14 protein-coding genes and 1 pseudogene are annotated in these 23,547 nt (G+C 61.3%); 11 read left to right on the top strand and 4 right to left on the bottom strand.

All coding sequences use genetic code 11. From position 1 onward, the window contains the following. The first annotated feature begins 314 nt into the window (after window positions 1-314). Both BCY88_RS19010 and tssF read left to right on the top strand, forming a co-directional pair. Complete coding sequence (locus BCY88_RS19010; RefSeq protein WP_120345758.1) at window positions 315-1,730, top strand: hypothetical protein; 1,416 nt, start codon at window positions 315-317, stop codon at window positions 1,728-1,730. Window positions 1,731-1,915: 185 nt separating this feature from the next. Continuing rightward, the gene (gene tssF, locus BCY88_RS19005; RefSeq protein WP_120345757.1) at window positions 1,916-3,760 is read left to right on the top strand and encodes a type VI secretion system baseplate subunit TssF; all 1,845 of its coding nucleotides are present in this window, start codon (window positions 1,916-1,918) and stop codon (window positions 3,758-3,760) included. A gap of 17 nt (window positions 3,761-3,777) precedes the next feature. Here the strand turns inward: tssF and BCY88_RS19000 are convergent, their stop codons facing one another. Then, a complete protein-coding gene (locus BCY88_RS19000) occupies window positions 3,778-5,214 on the bottom strand; it encodes a hypothetical protein (protein WP_259461447.1) in 1,437 nt (478 codons plus the stop codon). Beyond that, window positions 5,211-5,471, bottom strand: a complete 261-nt coding sequence (locus BCY88_RS18995) for a PAAR domain-containing protein (protein WP_074281713.1) — start codon at window positions 5,469-5,471, stop codon at window positions 5,211-5,213. Before BCY88_RS18995 ends, BCY88_RS19000 begins: the two co-directional genes overlap by 4 nt. A 453-nt stretch (window positions 5,472-5,924) precedes the next feature. Between BCY88_RS18995 and BCY88_RS18990 the strand changes: the two genes are divergently transcribed. From BCY88_RS18990 to BCY88_RS18950, 9 genes are all read left to right on the top strand, one after another. Further along, a complete protein-coding gene (locus BCY88_RS18990; RefSeq protein WP_120345756.1) occupies window positions 5,925-8,720 on the top strand; it encodes a type VI secretion system Vgr family protein in 2,796 nt (931 codons plus the stop codon). 81 nt (window positions 8,721-8,801) lie between these two features. After that, window positions 8,802-12,452 carry a type VI secretion system Vgr family protein gene (locus BCY88_RS18985; RefSeq protein WP_120345755.1) on the top strand — a complete coding sequence of 1,217 codons (3,651 nt, stop codon included), beginning with the start codon at window positions 8,802-8,804 and terminating at the stop codon, window positions 12,450-12,452. After that, window positions 12,434-13,420, top strand: coding sequence for a hypothetical protein (locus tag BCY88_RS18980; protein WP_147408530.1), 987 nt, complete (start codon window positions 12,434-12,436; stop codon window positions 13,418-13,420). The genes BCY88_RS18985 and BCY88_RS18980 overlap by 19 nt, the downstream gene beginning before the upstream one ends. A gap of 120 nt (window positions 13,421-13,540) precedes the next feature. Further along, window positions 13,541-14,470: a hypothetical protein gene (locus tag BCY88_RS18975; RefSeq protein ID WP_220669675.1), complete on the top strand. Its 930-nt coding sequence runs from the start codon at window positions 13,541-13,543 to the stop codon at window positions 14,468-14,470. 48 nt (window positions 14,471-14,518) lie between these two features. Further along, window positions 14,519-17,359, top strand: a complete 2,841-nt coding sequence (locus tag BCY88_RS18970; protein ID WP_120345752.1) for a type VI secretion system Vgr family protein — start codon at window positions 14,519-14,521, stop codon at window positions 17,357-17,359. 1 nt (window position 17,360) lies between these two features. Next, window positions 17,361-18,233, top strand: a complete 873-nt coding sequence (locus BCY88_RS18965; RefSeq protein WP_183081400.1) for a DUF4123 domain-containing protein — start codon at window positions 17,361-17,363, stop codon at window positions 18,231-18,233. Then, entirely contained in the window at window positions 18,230-21,001 is a 2,772-nt protein-coding gene (locus BCY88_RS18960) for a T6SS effector BTH_I2691 family protein (RefSeq protein ID WP_120345750.1), read from the top strand. Before BCY88_RS18965 ends, BCY88_RS18960 begins: the two co-directional genes overlap by 4 nt. Then, window positions 21,001-21,951: a DUF6708 domain-containing protein gene (locus BCY88_RS18955; protein WP_120345749.1), complete on the top strand. Its 951-nt coding sequence runs from the start codon at window positions 21,001-21,003 to the stop codon at window positions 21,949-21,951. The genes BCY88_RS18960 and BCY88_RS18955 overlap by 1 nt, the downstream gene beginning before the upstream one ends. 166 nt (window positions 21,952-22,117) lie before the next feature. Beyond that, on the top strand, window positions 22,118-22,474 hold the full coding sequence (locus BCY88_RS18950) for a nucleotide pyrophosphohydrolase (protein WP_120345748.1): 357 nt from the start codon (window positions 22,118-22,120) through the stop codon (window positions 22,472-22,474). A 141-nt stretch (window positions 22,475-22,615) separates the two neighbouring features. On the opposite strand, the gene BCY88_RS18945 is transcribed toward BCY88_RS18950, so the two are convergent. Further along, entirely contained in the window at window positions 22,616-22,879 is a 264-nt protein-coding gene (locus BCY88_RS18945; RefSeq protein WP_120345747.1) for a PAAR domain-containing protein, read from the bottom strand. 11 nt (window positions 22,880-22,890) lie between these two features. Beyond that, window positions 22,891-23,547, bottom strand: a pseudogene (locus BCY88_RS18940) (virulence factor); the annotation flags it as partial.

Below are 23,547 nucleotides of genomic sequence, written 5' to 3'. Positions count from 1 at the left end.
GTAGAATCTGCGATGGAATTTACCATAGGAATACGGTGGCGCAGCCTGTCGAGTTTCGCCCGGTTCATTTACTATTGCTGCCCGCGGGGAGGACCGGTAATGACACGTCCATTTATCGTATTAGGCGACAAACACAGTCACGACGGCACGGCTACTAACGCCTTCACAATTGCGGCGACCGCCGGCAAAGGTATTGCGCGCAATAAGAAAGTCAAACGTCCCATTCACCGCCCTAATCACATGCGGACGGCGACGATACGGTTGCTATTGAAGGCGCAGGCTTAAAATAAAAGAACGATAAACGGGGAAAATGCATGAGCCAGCGTTCGACATTACGCAACATGGCCGCTGTGGCTGCGGTGTTCGTCCTGGTGTGGGGGGGCGCCCTGTTTTACTGGAGGTCGATCGCTCGGGTGCCTGACGGGCAAGATTTGCTGCTGGTGGGCATCGCACTGCCGGTGTTGTTGATCGCCAGTTTTATCGGCGTGCGCAGGAGCATCGCTCTGACGCGGACAGCCACACCCGGCACGCCCGCGATAACGGCTACCGCCGCCTCCATGGCCGGCGACGATTCGTCGACATGGACGCTGGCCTTGCTCGACAGCAGCTTGCTCGTACCCGCGGGCACCACCTCGGAAGAAATTGGCACGCTGGCAAGGCAACAGCAACTGGTCGGATTGCATGCCGAACTGAAGCGGGCCGACCAGACACCTATTTTTGCAAGCAACGTCGCCTCGGTTTCGCCAGGCGATTTCGATGAGAGCCTGCTCCCTGACGGCACCGCCGCGGACCTTGGCGACCAGCACAGGCGCGCGCTGATGCTGGCAGGCGAGGCGCTCGACGATCTGATGGAACGCCATGCCGCGGTGACCCTTGCCGGTCTTGAAGACACGCACCCGGACGTCGCACCCTTCGAGTTTCATCTGCTGCTGCCCGAGCGCTGGCAGCGCGAGGCGCCCATCCTCGCGGCCTGGTTAGATGCGCACCTGGCTCGCGAACCCTGGTCGCCAGGTACCACGCGCGCGCGCGTGACGTTTGTCGCCAATCCGGTTCAGGCCTTGGCTGTAGTAGACGATCTGAACGTGTCGCTCAATCGCGAATCGTCGCCGACCCGTCATATCGTGCTGGCCTGCGACTCGTGGCTGGGCGAGGACGAGGTGGCCATTCTCGAACGCACCGACCGGCTTTACGGTCGCAATCGCCCGGACGGCCATGTTCCTGGCGAAGGTGCTTGCGCTCTACTGCTCGCGCTTCAAGGCGAAAACGCCGCGTTGCCGGTTGCGCGAGTTCATCGCATGCGTGCGGCCGAGCGTTTGTCTTCCGCCGACGAACCGGCGCCAGCGCGCGACGACACGACGATGCGTCTACTCGATAGTGCGCGCACGCAAACGGCGGCGCCTGGTCTGGAGATGAAGGCCTGCGCGCTGGTCAGCGACGCCAGTCAGCGCACTAGCCGGCGCACCGAGATTACCGGCGTGGCCGAGTCGGTCTGGCCCGGTTCGGATGCGGAGAGCCGGTGCCAGCACCTTGGCCTTGCCAATGGGGAAAGCGGCGCCGTACTGGCGCTGAGCGCGCTCGCAATCGCCGCGGCCCATAGCCTCAACGCGTTGCAACCGACTTTTGCGGTTTCGCTCGCCGACCCGCTGGCGCGAGCCGTGGTGCTGGTCAGCCCACCCTGGACGGTGCCGGCGGACGCGCAGACCGAGGCGGTTACGGGTGCCGCCGCATGAGCACATCCACACAAGCCAGGCCGTGGACTGGCAGCCGGGTTCGTATGGTTCCCGTATCCTGCGCGAGCGATATGACGCGGGCCAGTCGGCTCAAGCGTGCCAAGCTCCAGGTTTTCGCACGCCATAACGAATTCTTGTTCTGTCCCCGGCGGGCTGCCGTCGTACTACCTGCGAGAGAATGACTCATGGATGACCTGGTGCGCTATTACGAGCGGGAGCTTGCCCTCTTGCGCGAGCAGGCACGCGAGTTCGCGGAGCGTTACCCCAAGATCGCCACGCGTCTCGCCCTCAGGGGGGATAGCGCGAGCGAAGATCCTCACGCAGAGCGCCTGTTTGAAACGTTCGCGTTGCTGGCGGCACGCGCGGCGAAAAATATCGAAGATGACTACCCCGAGTTCACGAAAGCATTGATCGGGACGTTGTATCCGCACTACTTGCGCCCGTTCCCCTCGTGCTCCATCGCCTGCTTCGACGTGGACAGCAGCCGGGCGGCGCAAATGTCCTCGTCAGTTACTATCCCGCGCGGTACGGAACTCTACAGCCGCCCCGTGCGTGGAACGAAAGTATTCTTCCGGACTGCGTACGATGTGACATTGTCGCCATTGCAATTGACCGGAGCACGCTTTCACGCCATCGCGCAGGTGCCGAGCCTCTCCCGTGCGCCAGCCGGGGCCAGCGCGCAGATTTCGCTGACCTTCGCGATTCAGTCAGGCCATGCTTCGGCAGCGGAACTGCAGTTAGATTCGGTCCGCCTATACACGCAGGGCGAGCCGCAATTTACGGCAGCGCTTCGCGATGCGCTGTCGATGCGTGCCTTGTGTGCCTATGTGGAGCCCGGACAGAGCGGACGCTGGATCGCCCTCGACCGCTTCCCCTTCTCCGCAGCCGGAATGACTCGCACCGACGCGCTGGTACCGTATCCGGAAACGTCGGATCCGGCCTATCTGCTGCTCAGCGAATATTTTGCTTACCCGGAAAAGTTCGGCTTCTTCGATTGCGATCTCCGTCAGGCCGGTCGTTTAGGTGGCAGACAGTTCACCTTGCATGTACTGCTGAAAGATATCCTGGCCGATTCTGCCGAGGCGCGCATCCTGCAGAGTCTCGCGACGGAGCATGTTTTGCTGGGTTGCACGCCGGTCGTCAACCTGTTCGAGACAACCGGCAAACTCAGCGATCAGGCGAGTGCCTCATCGACCGAAGCAGCGTATCCGCTAGTGGTGGACGAGCAGGTTGCACACGCTTACGAGGTGTACTCAGTCGACTCCGTCACCCAGACGAAACAAACCGCACAAGGCGACAAGGTCGCGGTATTCGATCCGCTTTATTCGTTGCGGCACAGTCTGCGTCCCACCCGCGATACGATCTACTGGAAGTTGCACAGGGACGATCTGGCGGCGCGCAATAGTCCCGGTCTGGAAGTGGCCTTGAGTTTCGTGAACGGCGATCTCGAAGTCGCGCCACCGCCGAATGCCCTGGATTGCAAGCTCACCTGCAGCAATCGCGACCTGCCCGCACATCTCGACCATGGCTTGCCGGGAGGAGATTTGACGTTGGAGGGCGGAACGCTCGCCCGGCGTATTTCCCTGCTGCACCGGCCTACCAGGTCGATACGCTTCAGGCACGGACACAATGCCCTGTGGCGGTTGATTTCGCAGTTGTCGCTTAACCCCGTGCTGTTGACGGGGGGCGCCGAACCGATTCGAGACTTGCTTAAACTTCACGATCTTCAGGGCTCCGCGATCTCCGTCCGTCAGATAGAGGGCGTGGTGAATCTGACGCAGCAAGTCGTGACAGCATGGGTGCCCAGTCAGCCCTTCGCGGGCATGGTGCGCGGCATTGAAATTCACCTGACCGTCGACCCGGACTGCTTTGCCGGCACGGGGGTTCATGTCTTCGCCAAGGTGATGGACGAACTCGTGAGCCTGTATGTGACCAGCAATAGTTTTACCCAGCTGGTGTTGCTTTCCAGTAAGGACGGTGAGGAATTGCTGCGCTGCCCGCGCCGCACCGGCAGTGCGTTTCTGACGTGAGCTGCACGGACATGGCATCACACCGGGATCGGAGCGCTCGCCGGCTCCCCCGGCTCCTGCGGGAGACTGATAAGCATCACCCCTCGGGCAGTCGCATCGCTGGTCGAGACGGCGAAAGTCGGCTGCTGCTCCCTGAGGCAGTGGTCGCCGGCCACCGCAATCGCACTCAGCGCCAGCACTGCGCTGCTCTCGCCGTTTGCGAGACCCAGATGCAGGCAGCGCCCGCTGGTGTCCGAATCTGGCCACGCCAGTTCGGCCACAGCCGTGATTTCCGCACGCCGGCTGTTCCGTTGGTCGGCGTCGCTGACCAACGCGCAAGCCGCGATCTCCAGTTCGGGCGCCACGGTGTGCTTGCGTGCCGAATCGAGTAATTGCATCACGGCGTCTCCCCGCTGTTGGTCGGGTTGTTCGACGGGAGCAGAAAGGCGGCTCGCGGTGAGCCGATGAACTTGCACTGCCGGAACGACATCCACCGCGGCAGGATGTGCGAGCAGCAATGCGCAGGCACCTTCGCCGAGCACGTGCCCGTTGGGGCGCTGCTGCCCGTAGAGCTGGTCGAGATTGTCGAGCGAGTCGACCGTTGCCCTGCTGAGCGATGAGTCGAGCGCCAGCACGATGTGACGTGTCGCGAGCGGTTGCTCGCGGAGGACCTCGTTCAGTCGGTCCAGCATCGCCAGGGCTTCGACCGGGTCGGCCACGCACATCAGGGTGACACGCTCCATGCGCGGCATCCATGGCTCGCGGGCAAGGTGCGCGTCGAGCCATGCGGCCAGCGTCGCCGCCACCGGCTGCCAACGTTCAGGAAATAGCAGATGCAGCTTGAGTGCAGGCGCTTGCGTCGGGACGTCGGCATAGGCGCTCGCGGCGCCGGCCTGGCGCTCCATCAACTCGTCGAGCGTCTCGGCAGCCAGCAGCATCGCGCGCCGGTGTTCGTCGTTCAACGCCTCTGCCGAGCCGGGCGGCAGCAGACTTTCGTCGAAACGAGCGGGCGCGATTGAGGCGACCCCGCTCGCAAAGATTCTCACGCCGTCCTGGCGCGTCAGATCGGGGTGCAGTGTGACCACGGTTGCTTCGCGGGCAGCGTCGCCGATTTCCTCTGGTGTGATGCCCGACGGCAGACGCAGGCTGCTGTCTAGCAACGCCATGGTCCATTGATGCGCGGAGTCGTCGCTGGAGGCGGCGCTCGGCGCCTGAACGGCCGGCTGGACGACGCGCTCCGGCTGGCGTATCCGCTCGATAGTCCTGCGCCCCAGCATGAGTCCGACGACCAGCAGCATGGGCAATGCCACGCCGCATAGCAGCAGGTCCCGCCAGGTCGGCGGATGATAGGTTGTCTTCCAGTACAGCACAGCGACAATCCATACCGAAACGAATATCGCGACCGCTACCAGGGCGGTGCGCAGCGTCGAACGCTGGATCCCGCTTCCCCCTGCCGATTCCTGTGCCGTGCTCATGCGCCGCCGGTGGTCGACTGGCTCGCGATCAGCGTCGCGCCGCAGGCGGTTTTGTAGCCGTCGCGGGCGGCGCCTTCGTTTTCGATGATGGCCGTGTCATCGCCGTCGGCGATGTGGTTGGGGCCGTGAATCGGGCAGGTTACCTTGTCGTTGCGGCGGGCAATGTTCTTGCCGCCGATTTTGGCGCTGGTCGCCGCGCTGGTAACTGAGCCGCCGTGGCTGTGTTTGTCGCCGAGGACAATAAATGGACGTGTCATACGCTGGTTTCCTTTTCGCTCTATCCGTTTGAGCCATGCGTATTGAATGGCCCGATCGCACTCAGCCGATTGGCTGAAACGGGGATTCCCGATTTTACTTGCTAATGCCGGTAGGAAGCGATACTCCAATCTGGCGGATTTAATTGAAGTATCAGCGATTCCCCTTTCAGATAAGGCAATGGCGATGGTCATAGAGCGTTTGAATTGCTTCGGTATAGCGCTGCCAATACCGGGTCATTTGTTAAATATCAGGGTTTTTATGGCATAAGCCTCGGACTGTCTTTAAAATGTCTGACCGCAAACGGGGGCGCATGAACACGCATCTGAATGGATGGGGTGATGCCGCCGGCGTTCAAAGAAAGCGGTCATATTGGCCGATTAATGAATTTCCGGTTTCTTATGCGGCAATATGTACTCAAAGAAAGCGGTCTTAATTTGAGAGAGCGGGCCCACATGAGCGTTATCGCGCAATTCACGTCGATGTTCAGCACGTTTAATCGTCTCTATTCGCTCGAGGGGAGCGGGCCTTTATCGGCCATGCAGATCGAGCGCTGGGTTGGTCGCGAGTCGCTGGGCGACAACTATCAATGGGATGTCTACGCGTTGGCCACCGACCCGGGCCTGGATCTGGAGGCGATGCTCGGGCAGCGCGCCACGATTCGAACCATGTCGGGTGACGCTACGGTCGCAACCCGTAGCGGCCTCGTAGCCGAGGCCGAATGTATCGGCTACGACGCGGGCCTCGCCCGTTACTATCTGCAATTGGTGCCTTGGCTGGCGGCATTGGCCCACGGTCGCGACGAGCGCACGTTCGTCAACCAGACGGTGGCCGAAGTGCTCGGCACCATCTTCGGCGATTACGCCAATATCGCCCAATGGCGTTTCACGACAGAGGCGAATCAGCGCATCGAGGCGCTTGGCCCGAGCGATTACATCGTCCAGTACCGAACTCACAGCCATTACGATTTCGTCCGCCATCTGCTTGCCACGTCGGGTCTGGGCTTTTGCTTCGTCGAAGATACGGATGCGCCGTCCGGCCACACGCTGCTGATTTTCGACGACAGCACGCAGCTTCCCGAAGACGATACTTCCGTTCGCCTCGGCGGCGTGCCGCAGCGCCTGAGCGACATGGCGACGGCGGCGGACGACATGATCCTCGGTATGGGGCAGTCGCTGTCGCTAACGGCCGACCGTCTCACGTTGATCAGCAGCGACTATCGCAGCAATCAGTCGACCACCGCGGCGGCAAGCCTCGGCAATCCTGGCGGGGCCCGCGAATTGTATGACGACGTCGGACCGGAGGCCTTCGCCAGCCTTCGCCAGGCCGAGGACACCGCGCGACGCCAGGCGCAGGCGATCGTTTCCCAAGCGCGTTTCTGGACCGGCTACAGCACACTGCGCACTGCCGCGTCCGGCCGCGCGCTGCGGCCAACGCAGGCGCCCTGGGGGCAGGTGCGCAGCGGGGCACAAGTGCCAGATGCGTTTCTGCTGACGGCAGTGCAGCATGCGGGCGTCAACAATCTGCCGCAGACCGTCATGGAAACGGTTGAGCGGAGTCTCGGCGCATTGCCGTCGGCGGATCTCGATTCACGCGTGCTCAAGCAGGCGAAGGCCGGAGGTTACGCGAATCGTTTCGAGGCGGTACCGCGCTCACAGCCTTGGCGCCCGACGCTGGAGGACGGCACGGGGCAACGCTTGAACCCCGTGCCGACGGCACTCGGCGCGCAGACCGCCATCGTGGTCGGTCCGCAGGGGGAATCCAGTCCGGGTGCGACCGGCCCGGTTCATATGGATGCGCAGGGCCGGTTGCGGCTGCGTTTTCACTGGCAGGCCGAGGGCGACACCGGCACCTATCCGACCCGCACCATGCAGCGGCTTGCCAGTGACGGGCACGGGCTGCAGCAGATCCAGCGGATTGGCCAGGAAGTGCTGGTGCAATTCCACCACGGCTTGATCGACAGGCCCGTCGTGCTCGGCGGCCTGTTCAACGGCCGCGGGGAAGGCGGCGAAGCCCCGACGCCCGGCGGCGAACCGGGGCAGCCGCTCGACGATTCGGTCTACCGGCAAGCTGCAGACCAGATGGCGAGCGCCCAGGGCAATCTTTCCGGCGGTCACGGTCCGGCGTGGCACGGCGCGGGTGCGGGGGCGGACCGGCACAATCACGCCGGCGCGTTGTCAGGTTTCAAGAGCCAGGGCTTCGACGGCCAGGGCGCCAACCAACTGGTGGCGGACGACAGCGACGGCATGGGCCGCCTGCAGATGAGCGCGAGTCATGCAGCCACGCAGCTCAATCTGGGACATCTGCGCTACCAGGCTGATAACTACCTCGGCAGCTTCCGTGGGCAGGGCCTCGAGTTGCGCTCGGATGCCTACGGCGCCGTGCGCGGCGAACGGGGCGTGCTGATCAGCAGTTACGCGGCGGGCGCGGGGCAGCCCGCGGGGGACGTTGCCCCGCTGCGCTCGTTGCTCGCGCAGCAAATCACGCTGGCCGGTCTGCTCGACAAGACGGCCGACACGCACCAGACCATGCCGCTGGCAGCCCAGCGCGGCGTGAAGAGCGCCGATCAGTCGATGATCAACGGCCAGGCCGCGCCGCTCAACGCGCTGGCACAAAGCTTCGGGACCACGGTGAGCGCGGACGGCTTCCAGCAAGGGGTGGCCGATGCTCCGAACCGGGCGACGGACAAGCCGCTGCCTCACACGGGTGACGCCGTGCTGGGCATCGAAGCGCAGGGCGGCCAGGGTGTTCTTGCCGGACAGGCGCTGCAGTGGGCAGCTGGCGAAACCCTGACCGTCGGCAGCGGCCTCGACACCAACGTGGCCGTCAACCAGGCGCTGCGCGTGCACAGCGGCCAGGGCATTGGCTGGCTCGCTGGCGCCAATGCGGCGAACGGCGTGGGGTTGAGCGTGATTGCGGGTAAGGACAATCTCGACCTGCAGGCGCAGCACGACGTGCTGGCGCTGCGTTCCCGAGACGAGCTGAAGGTGGCGTCCATCGGTGCGGACGTCGAGTTGGCCGCCAGGAAAACCGTGCACCTCGCGGTGAGCGGCGGCGCGCATCTGACCATCGAGGGTGGCAATGTGACTTTCGGCTGTCCGGGTGCGTTCGTGGTGCATGCGGCAGAGCACTCGTTCGAAGGGCCGAACCAGTTGGATACGCAATTACCCAATTTTCCCGACAAGGTTTGCGTGGAGTGTCTGTTGCACGCAATGGAATCGGGCAGCGCCCTGGCCGCGAAGGCAGCCTGATGCAAATCGCCAATTCGAAGTCGCCGATGCAGGCAATGCGCTTGAGCATGCAGTGCTCGCGTACGAACACGGGGAAATGACATGGATCTTGTTGCCGCATTGACGGGGTATTCGCAGGCCACTCGCCATATCCAGATCGATACTGCATTGCCGCGCAAATTCGCGGTCGAACGTTTTCACGGTCGCGAAGCCATCAACGAATCGTTTCGTTTTGAAATCGACGTGCTGTCGAACGAGCCGTTCCTCGACCTGACTCCGCTGCTCGGCAGCGCCGCGCGTTTGCGGCTCGCTACCGGCGCGGGCGAGCGCTGCTGGAACGGCTATATCACCCATGCCGCCTATGCAGACAGCGATGGCGAGATCACCCGCTACCGGCTCACGCTGGAATCGTGGCTCGCCTTCCTGCATCTGCGCCGCAATTGCCTGTATTTCACCGATCTCAATACCGAGGGCGTCTGTGAACGGGTGTTCGGCGATTATCCGGAGGCGCGCCGACGCTACGAGCTCAAGGAACCGCAGCGCACATTCGGTCTGCGAGGCCAATATCGCGAGACCGATTTCGCTTTCGTGATGCGCCAGCTATCGGAAGCTGGCATGTCCTTTCGCATCGAACACGCGCAGGATAGCGGCGCGGCGCCGTCAGGCGACCACACGGTAGTGGTGTTCGATCGCCGTGCCGAGCTCGGCAAGGGCAGCACGATTGCGTTCAATCAACAGGACGTAGGCGATCCGGACGGGGTAGTGACGCAGTTCACCGAACGCCATCAGATCGTGCCCGATCGCGTCGTCGCGACGAGCTGGAAAGCGAGCGAGTTGCTGGCGCTCACTGGGCACGCCCAGGGGCAAGCCGATTCCGGCGCACCCGTCATGCCCGTCCGGGAGATTTTCGATGCGCAGCGCGCCGGGCGTTTCGACACGGTCGACGGCGCTCAGCGTTATGCCGAGCAACGCTTTGACGCATTGCGTCTGCCGAAGCTGATCCATCACGGCGCCGGTTCGTCGCGCACATTGGAAGCTGGCAAAGTCCATACGCTGACCGGCTATCTGGACAAGGCGATTTCGTTTGTCCCGTTGTCGATCGAGCATGAGGCCGTCAACAACCTCGGTGCCGAAATCGCCCAACTGTTGGCGCAAGGGGAACTGGAGCAGGGGCATTATCGCAATCGCTTTGTCGCGGTGCCCGTTGGCGTGCCGATCGTGCCGCCTTATCGCGACCGGCCGACGGTATCCGGGGTGCAGACCGCCATCGTGGTGGGCGAGCCCGGCAGCCGGGTCAGCAGTACACGGGATCACCAGGTACGCATCCAGTTCCCGTGGATGCGAGGCGTGGCTCCGCTGCCCGGCGGTCTCACCGATACGGCGAGCCGCTCGAATCCGGCCGGCCATGCGCCGGGCAACCATCAGTCCGGCGTGGTGGCACGCCTCGCCGAACAAACGGCCGGCCCCAATTTCGGACACAGTTTCACACCGCGGATAGGTGCAGAAGTGGTGGTCGGTTTCGACTCCGGCAACATCGATATGCCAGTGGTGCTGGGGCAGGTTTACGGCGGACGTGTGCAACCGCCATTCGCCGCCGGTGAAGGCAGCAGTGCGAATCACCCGGGCACCCTGTCGGGCATGCAGACGCAGACGCTGGACGGCCAATCCGGCAGCCGCTGGGTGATGGACGACGCGTCGGGTCAGTCGCGCCACGAGTTGGTCAACTCGGTTGCGAACAGCGGCCTGTCGCAAGGCTATCTGATCGCTCAGCAAGGCGCGGTGCGCGGTGCGTATCGCGGTGAAGGGTTCGAACTGGCCACGCAGGGTTGGAGTGTCGTGCGAGCCGGCGATGGCATGCTCGTGTCGAGTACCGCGCGTGCGCAGGCGACCTCGACCCAGATGGATGCCGCCGAAAGCGTAGGTCAGTTGAAACAGGCTGTCGCGACCGCCAAACGCCTCGACAGCTCGGCCACCGGCGCGAAGGCGAGCGGCTTCGCGGGCAATGCCGCGCAAGCCGATTTCCTGAAGGCGATCGATCCGCAGCAGGACGGCAAGTACACGGGCGCCGTCAACGGCCAGAGCGCAACCCGGCCGGTGGGCACGCAACGCGACGGCGGAGCCCCGGTCGAGCGCTTCGCGACGCCGGCCATCGTGCTGGAATCGCCGGAAAACATCGCGTTCACCACACCGGCCAGCGCGGTTTCATATGCCGCCGAGCATGTGCATCTGACTGCGCAGGGCGATGCGCATCTGGCCGCCGGGGCGACGGTAGCAGCCGCGTCGGGCGATGCAGTGAGTTTGTTCAGCGCCGCTGGCGGGCTCAAGGCGATCGCCAATCAAGGGCCGGTGAGCATCGAGGCGCACACGGCCACCATGGAGATTCTCGCGGATCAATCGGTACGTATCATGTCGACCGAAGACCGCGTCGACGTGTTGGCGCAGGATGCCATCGTTCTGCAACAGGGGCCGAACCGGATCACGCTCAAGGGCGCGGACATTACCGTGGAGACACCGGGGCAATTCCTCGTGAAGGCGGGCTCGCATCCGTTCCCGGGGCCGGCGACGACGACGGTCTCGTTACCCGCGCTGCCCGTAACGCCGCCGCCGGGCGATGTCTGTGACTTTCTCGCCGGTGGCTTCACGAGCGGCGGCGCGGGGGGAGCTTCGTCGCTTGCAGCGACGTCGGCGTCCGCGGCGGTGCCAGCACTAGCCGCAGCATCGGCACCTGCATCCGCGCCGGCTGCGCCGCCAGGGCCGGGCCTGGGATCGCAGGCTGCCGGCGCGTCGGGGCCGAGGCCCTACATCCCGATTTCCAGCGAGTTGGCCGGGCCGCCTTCAAAACAGCCGGCACCGCCGCCGAGCGTGTGCGCCCAGCAACTGCAGGCGGCCAAGCAGAATGACTACACCGTTAGCATGGGAGGCGCCGACTATTACGAGACGGACGCGTCGGGCAAAGCGGTCCTAGATAGCAGCGGCAAGCCTACGCTCCTGAACTTTGCGGGTTCAAGCGGGACATTCGATATTGAGTACTCGCCTTCAACCACGCAGTTGAGCGCCACCGTCATCATTAAAGTCTTGCTGAAGGATCAGTATCTGCTCGATGCCAGCGGGCAGGTCGCGATGGACGCGGCCGGCAAGCCCAAGTCGATTCCGTTCAACACCAACGGCATTGCCCCGGGCGTCAAGCTGAAGCCCGTCAATCGCACAGGCGGCCTGGGTAGCGTCGCGGGTTTTCAGAAGCGGATCGAGAGCCGGCTGAACGAGAACAACTACTACATGCGACCGAAGGCCTGCCCCCGCGGCGGTGCGTGCACGTGCAAGGTAGCTATCGCCCTGAATGTGAAGTTCGTCGACACCGGCAGGTCTCACAAGACCATCAATCTGTATCCGACTACCAGCCGCCCCGACGCCGAGAACTGGGGTGAAGTACAGGTGTCCTGGGACACGTCTACGCAGTGGTTCAAGCCGATCGAAACACAGAACGCGATCGCGCATGAGACGGGGCACCTGTTCGCCTGGCCGGACGAATACTTCGTGGGTGGGGGGACGGTCTACAAGGGCTACATCAATGCGCAGAAACTCGTCGATGTGCAGATGAGCCAGTTGACCGACAACTGGCAGCGATCTACCGATACGAATCTGATGGGCCAAGGCATGTATAGCGCCGCGCCTGCGATAGCGAAGTACTACATGTATGGCTTTCGCGACTGGTTCAAAGATCGAACCGGCATCGAATGGGAAGTGTTGAAATGAACCGGATAGCTTTGATGGCGTTGGTTTCCGTTGTGCTTTTCGGCGTGACGGAAATGGCAAGCGGTAAAGATCCCTCCGATTCTTTCGAGATTCGCAGTGGGCAAGGCGAGATCAATCCCGCTCCACCGATGATCGTCATGGTCGAGGAAGGTAAGATTGTGTTCTATGCGCGTGGGCGCAGCATGAGCGCCTTACCCGAAACCGCGTATGTTGGGATCGGCAAATATGTGTTGGATGTGGACGAGCATACCGGGCAACAAATCGACTCCGTGAAGGAGGCTTTGAGCAGCCGTACCTTTGCGCCGGAGCATGGTTTGGGGCATGGCCCAGTGCTCGATTTTTCGTTCGAGAAGAACGGCAGGCACTATCAAGGCGAATATAACTATCAATTGGGCGAAGCATTCAACAATAAGCTTTACCCACTTTATCAAATTGCCGACAAGGTCTTGAAGAACGGCCACTCTGAAATCAATCTCCATCCGGTCTTTACTGCGCATTCAGACGCAGGCGGGTTCGTTCTCGAGCTGACGTTCGGCAATGACGGAGAAAAGGACATCAGAATCGCGGGACCTGACACGTGGTCGCCTGACCTCGCACGCCCAGACCAACGGAACGTGCAGATCAGCGCGATCAACGACGTGGGTACCAGCTTCTGTGTTCGTCTGGTGAGCCGATATCTGAGCGAAGCATCGCGACGCTATGCGAAAGAAATCACGGTGAAGCCAGGCGAGCCGGTGACCTTGGCGTTCTCGGTCCCTTACTCCGCCGTTACCTTCAGCGACGCGTCTTCTTCGAGGAGGATCACCTCAGGAAGCTATCGGTTTATCGGTGAGATGACGGTCGATGTTCTCGCGCCGGCCGTGGTGAGCGGCAAGATTTACACGCCAATGAAAGCCGTGCCTGCAATCTATCTGCAAGCGCAGATATCTCACTTCGGCCCGTACCGTCGCAGCGATTTTGAGGCATAGAGAAATGGTCACGACTCTGAATATCACGCAAGCGTCGCCGGGCGGCCGGTCGCAGCGCAACATGTATGACTTTCGCGATCGGTTCGAAGGCAGACCCGCAATCGAATGGGAAGTGTTGAAATGAACCGAGCAGCTTTGATGGCATTGGTTTCCGTGTTTCTTTTCGGAGTAACAGAAATGGCGAGCGGTAAAAATCCTTCCGACTCTTTCGTGATTCGAAACGGGCCAGGCACGATCAACCCCGCTCCGCCGATGATTATCAGCGTCGAGAACGGCAAGGTTTCGTACTACGCGCGCGGGCGCGACGTCAGCGTCTTACCCGCAACCACGTATACGGGAATCGGCAAATATGTGCTGGCTGTAGACAAGGCAACCGGGCAACAGATCGACTCGCTGAAAGAGGCCTTGAGCAGCCGTACCTTTGCCCCTGTGCGTGGTATGACCGGCCGTCCCATGCTGGCCTTTTCGTTCGACAAGGACGGGCAACACTATGAGGGCGAATACGACTTTAAGGTTGGCGAAGCGTTCAACACCCGGCTCGATCCGTTCTTTGAGATTGCCGACAAGGTCTTGAAGAGCGGCCACCCGGAGATCAATCTCCATCCGGTCTTTACTGTGCACTCGGGCGGAGACGGATTCGTTCTCGAGTTGACGTTCGGCAATGACGGGCAGAAGGATATCAGCATCGCAGGACCTGACGCATGGTCGCCCGATCTCGCGCGTCCCGACCTACAGAACGTGCAGATCGGCGCGATCAATGGCGCGGGTACCAACTTCTACGTTCGCCTCGTCACCCGGTACCTGAGCGACGCATCGCGACGCTATGCCAAAGAGATCACTGTGAAGCCGGGCGAGCCGGTCACCCTGGCGTTCCTGGTTCCGTACTCCGCCATTGCTTTCAGCAACACCTCTGCCTCGCGTCGAGTCACGCCAGGAAAGTATCGGTTCACCGGTGAGATGACGGTCGACGTTCTCGCGCCCGCCGAGATGCAAGGAAAGGTCTACACGCCAATGAACGACGTGCAGTCGATCGAGCTAAAAGCGCAGTGATATCTCGCTGCGGGCCGTATCGTCGCAGTGATTTTGAGGCATTGAGAAATGATGACGACTCTGGATATTCGACAGGCACTGCTCAGCGGCTGGTCACAGCAGAACCGCTTCTTGTGGCTGACCACGTCATTGGGCGCCCAGGCGCTGGTGGCCGAAAGCCTGCAAGGGTGGGAAGCGATCGACCACGGCGGTTTCCGGTTCCAGGTGACCGCGCTGTCCGAGCGTCCCGGCTTGCCTCTCGCCCAGCTGATCGGTGCTCCGGTGCTGGCCGAGTGGCTGGCGGCCGAGGGCAGCGACGGGCGTCGCCCATTGCACGGCCATGTCGTAGCGGCGGAGCTCGTCGGCTACAACGGTGGTCTGGCCCGCTACCGCCTGGTGGTGGAGCCTTGGCTCGCGTTGCTGCGTCAGCGTGTGGACAGCTACAACTATCAGGACGCGAGTGTTATTGACATCAGCGAGCAGATTTTTGGCTACCACACACGCGGCGCGGTGGCTCCCGCGTGGCGCTGGGCATTGGGTGATCGTTCGAAATACCGCAAGCGCAGTCTCACTGCGCAAGCCGGTGAATCCGATTTCGATTTCCTCGAGCGTCTGTGGGCGGAAGAAGGCATCTTCTATTGGTTCGAGCATGAGGGAGACGCCGATTCCTCGAGCTTCGGCAAACACACGCTCGTGCTGGCGGATTCGAACCAGCGCTTCACGCCGGACAATCCCGAGATCATCGGTTTTCACCAGACGAGCGACGGCGACCCGCAAGGGAGCATTCAACACTTCATGCCGGCGCGGCGTTGGCGCATCGGCAGTGTCGTGCGGGCCAGTTGGGATCACCGGAGCCTGTCGACCCGGCCTACCGGGGCACAGGCGAACGGCGCCGTGGTTCCTGGTGTGGACCGGGACGTCGCGGGCCCCTATGCGTTCCAGACGGGTTCAGTCGGCGATCAGCGCGCGCAACAGCAATTGGATGCCCAGCGGGTCGCCGCCTTGCGCAGCGAAGGGGCAAGCACCCGCAGAGATTTGCGGCCCGGCCTGCGCTTTGCGATCAGCCAGCATCCGACGCTGAGTGCATCGGATGCGTTTATCTGCCTGCGTGTGCAACATGAAGCCCGCGCGAACATCGACGCGAATGTTCATAGCGCGATCTCGCAGCGACTCGGCACGATACCGCCGATGCGCGACGTGGATACGAGCGCGCGGGGCATGGCGACGGCGTTGCATGCAGCGCTCGACGCCGGCACCCACGACAGCCGGCCATTGACGGACGGCGATTCGGTTTATCGAAACCGCTTTCTCGCTCTGCCAGCCACCCAGAGTTATCGTCCACTCGCGGATGCCGGCCATGGCGCTCGCGCTCATCCCGTTGCAGTCGCGCAAGGCGCGCAAACGGCGATCACGGTCGGCGCGGGCAATCCCGTCCATACCGACCGGGACCACCGGATCCGGATTCAGCACCACGCGCAGCGAGGGCAAAACGCCGCCAGCCGTGAAGATCATCCGCACGCGGCCAATGCGCCTGCCGATCAAGGGGCCGGCACCTGGACGCGGATGCTGACCCCGATCGGCGGCGACAACTGGGGCGGGGTGAATGTCCCGCGTGTTGGGCAAGAGGTGTGGACCGAATGGCTGGAGGGTCAGCCCGACCGCCCGGTTGCGGTAGCGGCGCTCTACAACGGCCAAGGCAATGCCGATGCCCAGCACAATGCCCAGGCCGGCGGCCCGAGCAGCAGTACGGGCAACGCCGCGGCCTGGTTTGCGGGCAATGGGCATCCGGCTGCGCTGACCGGCTTCAAGACGCAGAACATGAGTTTGAGCCAGCAGGGCACGGGGGGCTATCGTCAGTTTCTCCTCGACGACTCGGCAGGCCAGTCCGCTGCGCATCTGTACACGACCGATCACAACAGCGGCCTGACGCTTGGACATATCAAGCAGATCCAGGACAACCAGCGGCAGGCCGATCGCGGGTACGGCGCCGAATTGAAGACCGACGGTGCCGGTGCGCTGCGCGGCGGCTCAGGCATGTTGATCAGCTCTGCACCAGGCGTGAGCCAGATGGACGCCGTGGCGTCCAGTCAGGTGCTTGTGCAGAGTCAGCAGCTAGTGCAGCGTCTTGCCGATACCGCGCTCACGGATCAGGCAGAGTTGGGAGCAGCGCCCTCTTCGGCTGCGACACCCAGCGCGGCGGATACCGCGACGCAAAGTGCTGCGTCCGGTCAGACGTCGCAATTGGCCGCGGCCAAGGGTATTGCGCAAAGTCACGATGCTCTCGGCGGTGTGCGGCAAAGCGGCGCCGCGGGCGAGGGCGGCGGCAGCGGGAGCGCCATTGCATGGAGTCGTCCGCATCTGCTTGCTCATGGCGAGCAAGGCGTCGCAGCAGTGTCCGCGAAGAGTCACGTGTGGGTGTCGGGCACGGAGACTGTGCTCAGCGCGGGACAAGATTTGCAACTGACGGCGAAAGGCAAGACCAGCGTGGTCGCCAATCAGGGCATCGCGCTCTATACACAAGGCATAGCCGGCACCGGGCGGCCGGTCTCCGGCCAAGGCATCGCGCTGCATGCCGCGACGGGTTCGGTGAGCGTGCAGGCGCAGAACGGCGGGACGCTTAGCGCTTCGGCACAGAAGGCCGTGACGCTGGCCAGCGCGCAGTCCGGTGTTAGCCTGCAAGCGCCGAAACGCGTGTTGCTCAATGCCGCCAAAGCGTATCTGAAAATGGAGGGCAATGGCATTGAGGTGGGGGCGCCTGGCACCGTCGAGTTTCATGCTGCAAGCCACACGCTCACCGGACCGAAAAGCGCGCAAGCCCAGGCCGAACTGGCGCGAAGCGAACCCAAGCTTTGCGAGTTCAAAGCCCGTGGTGCCGACGCGATCGGCGCCGGCACCATGAATGCGTCCTGATATGGTTACGCCGTCCCTAAACGAAGCTACCCTGCGGACGTATCCGTACGCGCTGATCAATCCTCTGCAGGTGGATGAGGCCGAGTGGAGCGATCTGCCCTCTGAGCCGGTTGTGCCTCAGCGATTCAAAGGGCAAGCCGAACTCTTCCCCCGGCTGGTCGAATTGCACCGCATGGACGAACTCGCGCGCGTTGATCTATCGGGCCGCGCTCAACGTTGGGAAGCAGAATGCGGCACCCCCTATTTTTGCTCACTGCTGCAAACGCAAGCCGATCCGGACAGGGTGCGCGACCATCTGGCGAGGCAGATGACGCAATACCATCACGCCCGCCGTGCATACGACATCGTCCGCCTGTACGATCCGCGGGTCTTGTGGCATCTCGACTGGCTCCTTGAGCCTTCGCAGTGGGAAAGCTTGCTGGGCCCTCTGCAGCGCTGGACGTGGCCCGTGTTCGACGGGTCCTGGCAGTCTCGCGAACACGCACCGGAGACCGCCGATGCCCAGTCGCGGCTACTCTTTTCTCCTCGGCAATGGGACACGCTGCTGAGGTTCGGCGACATCAACGAGACGTTGAAGCGCTTGAGGCGCAATGCGCCCGATCTTCCGAATGACGCCGCACTCGCCCGGCGGATCGACGCCGCTCTCGACAGGGCGTGGACGGTGCATCGTTTGAGCGAATCCAGCGATCGCCAGCTTTATGCGGAACAGGCTGTCCGTTTTCATCCCGATATCCATGCCCATCAGGAATTGCGGGCCTGCCTCGCTCTCGCGCTTAGCGGGGAGCTCACCTATGTGGGCGCTTGCCGTCATCTGGACGAAGCGGCCATGCACCGTATAAGCAGTGAAATAGAACAATTGAAGGAGCGCACATGACTGCCGCCACCACCCCGCCGGTCCAAACCTGTCCGTTCTGCGACAGAAGCGGCTTGCCGATTCTTCCGCTGCGCTACGCTGTGGCGCGTACCGACCTCGGAGGGAAGGCGCCGGACATCGTTGCTCCGTTCAATGCCGGCAAGGTGGCTTTACCCGGCGAGAGTGCCAAATACACGCTGCGTATTTTGCGGCCTGGCTATCTCTACGTGTTTGACGAAGTCAGAGGCGAGTGGGGCGCATATATCGTGAACAGTCAGGGACTGCTCTATCATTTCGATATCCATGCGAAGGTGCCGCCGCAGGTTCCGGATAAAACTTTTAACGAAGCTTGCGTCCGCAAAGCCGATCCATATCTGGCGCGCTGTATCACGGTCAAGGATGCGGCCCAGGCGGGGAATATCTGGCTGGCATTTTCCGACGTAATGTGGACAGAAAATGTACTGGCTGCGCACTCGGAAGCCGCCTATCGCAAGAGACACATGCGCTGCATCAACATGGCCGACGTGCGTGCACAAAAGGCGGCTGCGCACATGGATACGTTCAGTAAGCTCAAGAACGTGGCCGAATTCACGAAAGTACTCAAGCCGGATACCGAAGCAACGAACGCTCGCGACGCGCTCGCCAAACAAGCCGCCGCGCTTGAGCAGCAACTCAAACAGATGAAGCAGGCGCGCACGGCGCAGCCTTTGCATGGGGCTGCGGCGCACGCTGAACAGAAGCAGGAGGCTGACGTACAGGCACGCCTCGCTGAATTGAAACAGAATATGGCCGGTACATGGCTACCCGAAGTGACGATCATATCGGATCGTGCGCTGGGCTTTTCGCAGCAACCTCTCAACTTTCTGGGCGATCAGGCTAAAGGTTTGATGGAATGGGGAAAGCAGGTGGCTAAACCCTATGAAGCTGTTATGGTCGCCGTCCCCGATCCCGCCGGCATTGCCGCTGAACTGGCGCTGCTCATGCGCATACGCATGCAGGCGTTCATGCGTGACGAGCGCAACGATAAGGACCGGCCCCGCAAGACTGCTTTGTCCGGCGTTATCGAGCAGATTCGAGACGCGATCCGGATTCAGGCTGAGCAAGATTTCATCGAAGATCGGGAAAAGCGTGCTCAGCGCGACGAGTCGGGTTACTCGATGTCTGCCGGGTTGATGGGAGGAATGCAGGTACCAGGCAACTCAGCGCTGGCAGCAATGGATCGCGCCATCACGCCGGACCAATTACGCAAGGCCGGTGACAACGAATGGAAGAAGTACGACGATCTATATTTCGACACGCAACGTACCGATTGGCAGAATAGCTTCAATGCCTCGCTACAGACCTTCGACCAAAACGTCATCGGTCCGCTCGCGCTAGCTCATCGCGACTTGATCAAGGGTGACCGATTCTTCAACTACTTCGACTGCAATTTCGACAGCACAGTCGTAGCTAGCGGCGTCGTCTACACGATCGTGTTCGGTCAGTGTATTGCCGGTACGCAGGATAAGACATGTAGTGCGGATGTTTATAACGAATGGCTTCAGGGCGATCTGAACGACAAGCGCAATATCCTGTTGCGTGCGCTTTGTTTGCATCAGGATACGCAGGCAAAAGCGATCCAGAGCGCCGCTCAAAATTCCGTGGCATGGGCAGAGCTGCCGTGGGACAAACTGATGGGCATCGGAAAGGCGACTTTCGATCAGCTGCTCGAAGCTCAGAAGGACGAAATCGGCCGCCTTGCGAGTGTGGTTTCAGGCGCCATTACCGCGACTTTGAAGAAGGTGGGCGAGAGTCAGAAAATTTTTTCCGGACTCGTCGCACTCGGGGTCATGGCGCGCAAGCCCTATGTACTGGTGACGATTGAAGGCGGGAAGAAAGCGTTTCGCGCGTCGCTCATCAAGAATATGCTGAAGCTGAGCGGTAAGGCGAAATCGATACCCGCGAACAAGATGGAAAAGGCGGTTGCCGATGAACTGCGGCGCCAGGAGATATGCGGCGTCGATACCAAGGGCAGTGACAAAAAAACCTGGCTATTGATGATCGACCCGGATGAAGTCCGCAACATGCCCAAGAACCTGAGCGTCGACGAGCAGGCGAAGTGGCTTGCGAAGAGCATCCGAACGCCGGAGCAAGTCGACGAACTGAATCTGGCTAACTACCGCGAAGCGGTTGCTCGGGGAAGCGAACGCATCAAGGTGAATATCCCCTTTACCTTCGCGGTCCTGGCTTTGCTGGCGAACGGTTGGGCCATGCATTCCATCATGCAGGGGGAAGAGGACGCGCTAACCGTACACAAGGATGAGATGCTGCGCCGGGTCTATACGCAGGGGTTGGCAATTTTTGGTGCCGTGGCGGATGCCATTGAAGGCGGACTCACCAGGTTGTCGGTTTCCGGCGTACGGCTCGGTCAGGCAACCATGAAAGCCGGTGCTGAGATATTCGGTGTGGTAGGCCGCATAGTGGGCGTCGGGGCCGGGATATTGATGGCCGCATGGGACGGATGGCGAGCGTACGAGGAACATAAGGCCGGTCACAACGGCGCTGCAGCAGCCTACGGGGTCTCCGGGTTGTTGGGGGCCGCCGCCACGATGCTGTTGTTCATCGGTTGGACTGGCTGGGGCCTGCTGGTTGTCGGCCTGATGGTTATCTGGGCGTTCGTGATGACATTGCTCGTCAACAACAAGATCCAGGATTGGCTGGAGTTGACGTATTGGGGGAAAACAAAGCAGGGCAAGTATCAAACCATGGAGATAGAAATGCAGCAACTGGACGTGGCAACGAAAGGTTAATGATGGAGTACACCGGCCTCATCAATAAGTACAAAGTCAATCGCCCGCTCACGGACGAAGAGCGTCAGAACCGCCTCGATCCCGCGAAGCGCCTGGACGTTTCGCCGAATTATTTCAGCTCCACGATCAGGATAAATAGCCGCTACCTGGAAGTCACGGATAAGTACTACGGCTGGAAAGGCGCATTGACGTTGGTGGCGGGTATCTTGACCGTCATTTGCCTATTCATAGCGGGAATCGGCGCGGACATCTTCTTTGTCGATGGATTGCTGGGCAATCCCGCCGATCGCCCCGGAAACCTTGTCTTTGGCGCGATTCCGTTGCTGCTAGGCATCTGTCTGATTGCAGTTTTCCTCTGGCTCATTTCCAGGGAGTGCTTTCGATACACGCACTACCCGATTCGCCTCGACCGGGAGCGTCGGGTGGTACATGTGTTCCGGCTGGACGGAACCGTGCTGTCCGTTCCATGGGATAAGGTTTTCTTCGCTCTAGGCCGGGGTAATCGCCCGTTTGGCATTCAGACATGGGATGTGCGCGGACATGTTCTCGATGACGATGGCGTAACCGTGGTCGAGACATTCTGTTTTGCGCTGGCGTGGCCGGTGAAAGAAGAGCTTTACCGGTATTGGGAATATGTCCGGCGATATATGGAGGATGGTGCGGCGGCGATCATACCGTGTACGCCGGCGTATCTACCCATTTCCGATCGGCGTGAGACATGGCGATTTGGTTTGTTGCGACTCGCCTTGAATTTGCCCGGTCAGACTTTTGTGCAGATACTGTTGTCGCCTGCCCTTCTGCTGTTCTCCTTTGCGCGATGGTTCGCGATGCGTGGCTGCAGAATTCCGGTCTGGCCAAAGAGTATTGAGGACGTGTGTGTGGTCGATCCTGGCGATTCTTGTGCAAAGGATGCGCGGTCGAATCCTCCGGAGCTTTGGAAAGCGATGTAGCGCGGGCGTCAAACCCTCCCCTCTTAGTCATCACCGTTCATTGAGGGGAGGACGACACAACCTATTCGAGCGGAGACGCCTCGAATGCCCTGCCCCCTGCCGTAAGACCGATCCGATTAGTTGCCTCCAACCGTCTGAGAAAGACATCGCCCGAAGAGATTTTGAAATGCAAAGCGATCTTGCCAGCTTGCGCGACCTCGTTCGTCAGTTTGCGGATGAACGTGACTGGGACAAGTTTCACACGCCGAAGAATCTGGCGACGGCATTGAGCGTCGAGGCGAGTGAGCTACTGGAGCCGTTTCAGTGGTTAACCACCGGAGGCAAGAGCGAGCTGGATGAAGACAAGCAAACCGCCATTCGCCACGAAATGGCGGATGTGTTGCTGTACCTCGTTCGCCTGGCAGACAAGCTTGATGTCGATCTGTTTCAGGCCTGTTTGGAAAAGATGGATATCAATCGGACGAAGTATCCCGCTGACAAGGTTCGGGGAGATTCGCGTAAGTACTCCGATTACCAGGACTGAAAGTCAAACTTTCGCGTAACTGGTCAGCTCATGAACTCGCTTATTGTGCTATGTGCTCAAGGCTCGACTGGACTGAGCCCGGGTAGCAGGCAGAAGATGTGCGGAAGAGGCGCAGACAATGACGCTCAGGATTGTCGGTTTCTACGCTATACCCGAAGTCGGCATCGACGATATAAGTGTCGCGCCACGCGAGGTCTTGTGTCCGTCAAAGGCCGCCTGTTTTCCGTCGACGGTCACATTGGGATCCCCTTCCACAATCACGCAGGCCTGATGTCCCGCGATGGGACATACACACATGTCGCCGATTCGCGCGACTGGTCTGCCCATGACCTCACTCATTGTGCTGCCAGTCGTCACCCGGCCGCCATGACTGGTTGCGTCCCCCACACGAATGATGCCGCGCATCCGACCCGCTCCTAGTACGAGTAGCCCTGCTGTTTATAATCCGTGTCATGACGACGCCCCCACCACGGAAGATAAGCGTTGTTCTCGCCGCGGGCGCGAAACCAGTCCTGATCCGCAACGATGGGCGTGAGTTTAGACGGTGGTGAGACCACGACCGCAACCGGATGGTCTGGATCCGTTGTCCCTGCAACAAGTACGCTGCCGCCGAGATGGTTTGCGCGCGCGATTGCCAGCGCCACATTTGTCAGCGCGCTACCCGCGCCCATATCTCCAAGCAATCCCGCCGTATTGAACGTCTGTTTCTGATAGTCGAACTCAGGCAAGTTCTCCGTTAACGTACGCGACAGAGAACCGACACGTTCAGACGCCGAATCCGAGCCTTTCCCCGCATCGTGGATGATGTATTGAATATCATCCAGATTTCTTCCGGCGTTTTGCGCTGCGACCTCAATGGTCGATTTCCACGCCTGTACAGCGCGCGTCGTGCCTGCCTTTGCTTCGAAATCCTTTACATTGCCCGTTGCCGCCCGACCGATCCACGCGAGTGGTTCGCGCTCGGTTTTCAATTCAGGTCCAGCAAGAATCAGCAACACCAGGTTCTCATTGATTTGACGAAACTTCGGCGGGTAGCTGGGGGCGTCCCAGTTCATCACCCAGACGCTCTGCTG

It is taken from the genome of Paraburkholderia fungorum, assembly GCF_003610895.1.
GTDB lineage: Bacteria > Pseudomonadota > Gammaproteobacteria > Burkholderiales > Burkholderiaceae > Paraburkholderia > Paraburkholderia fungorum_B.
Note: the sequence above shows the minus strand (reverse complement) of the source record. Positions and strands in the feature narration are given on the sequence as shown.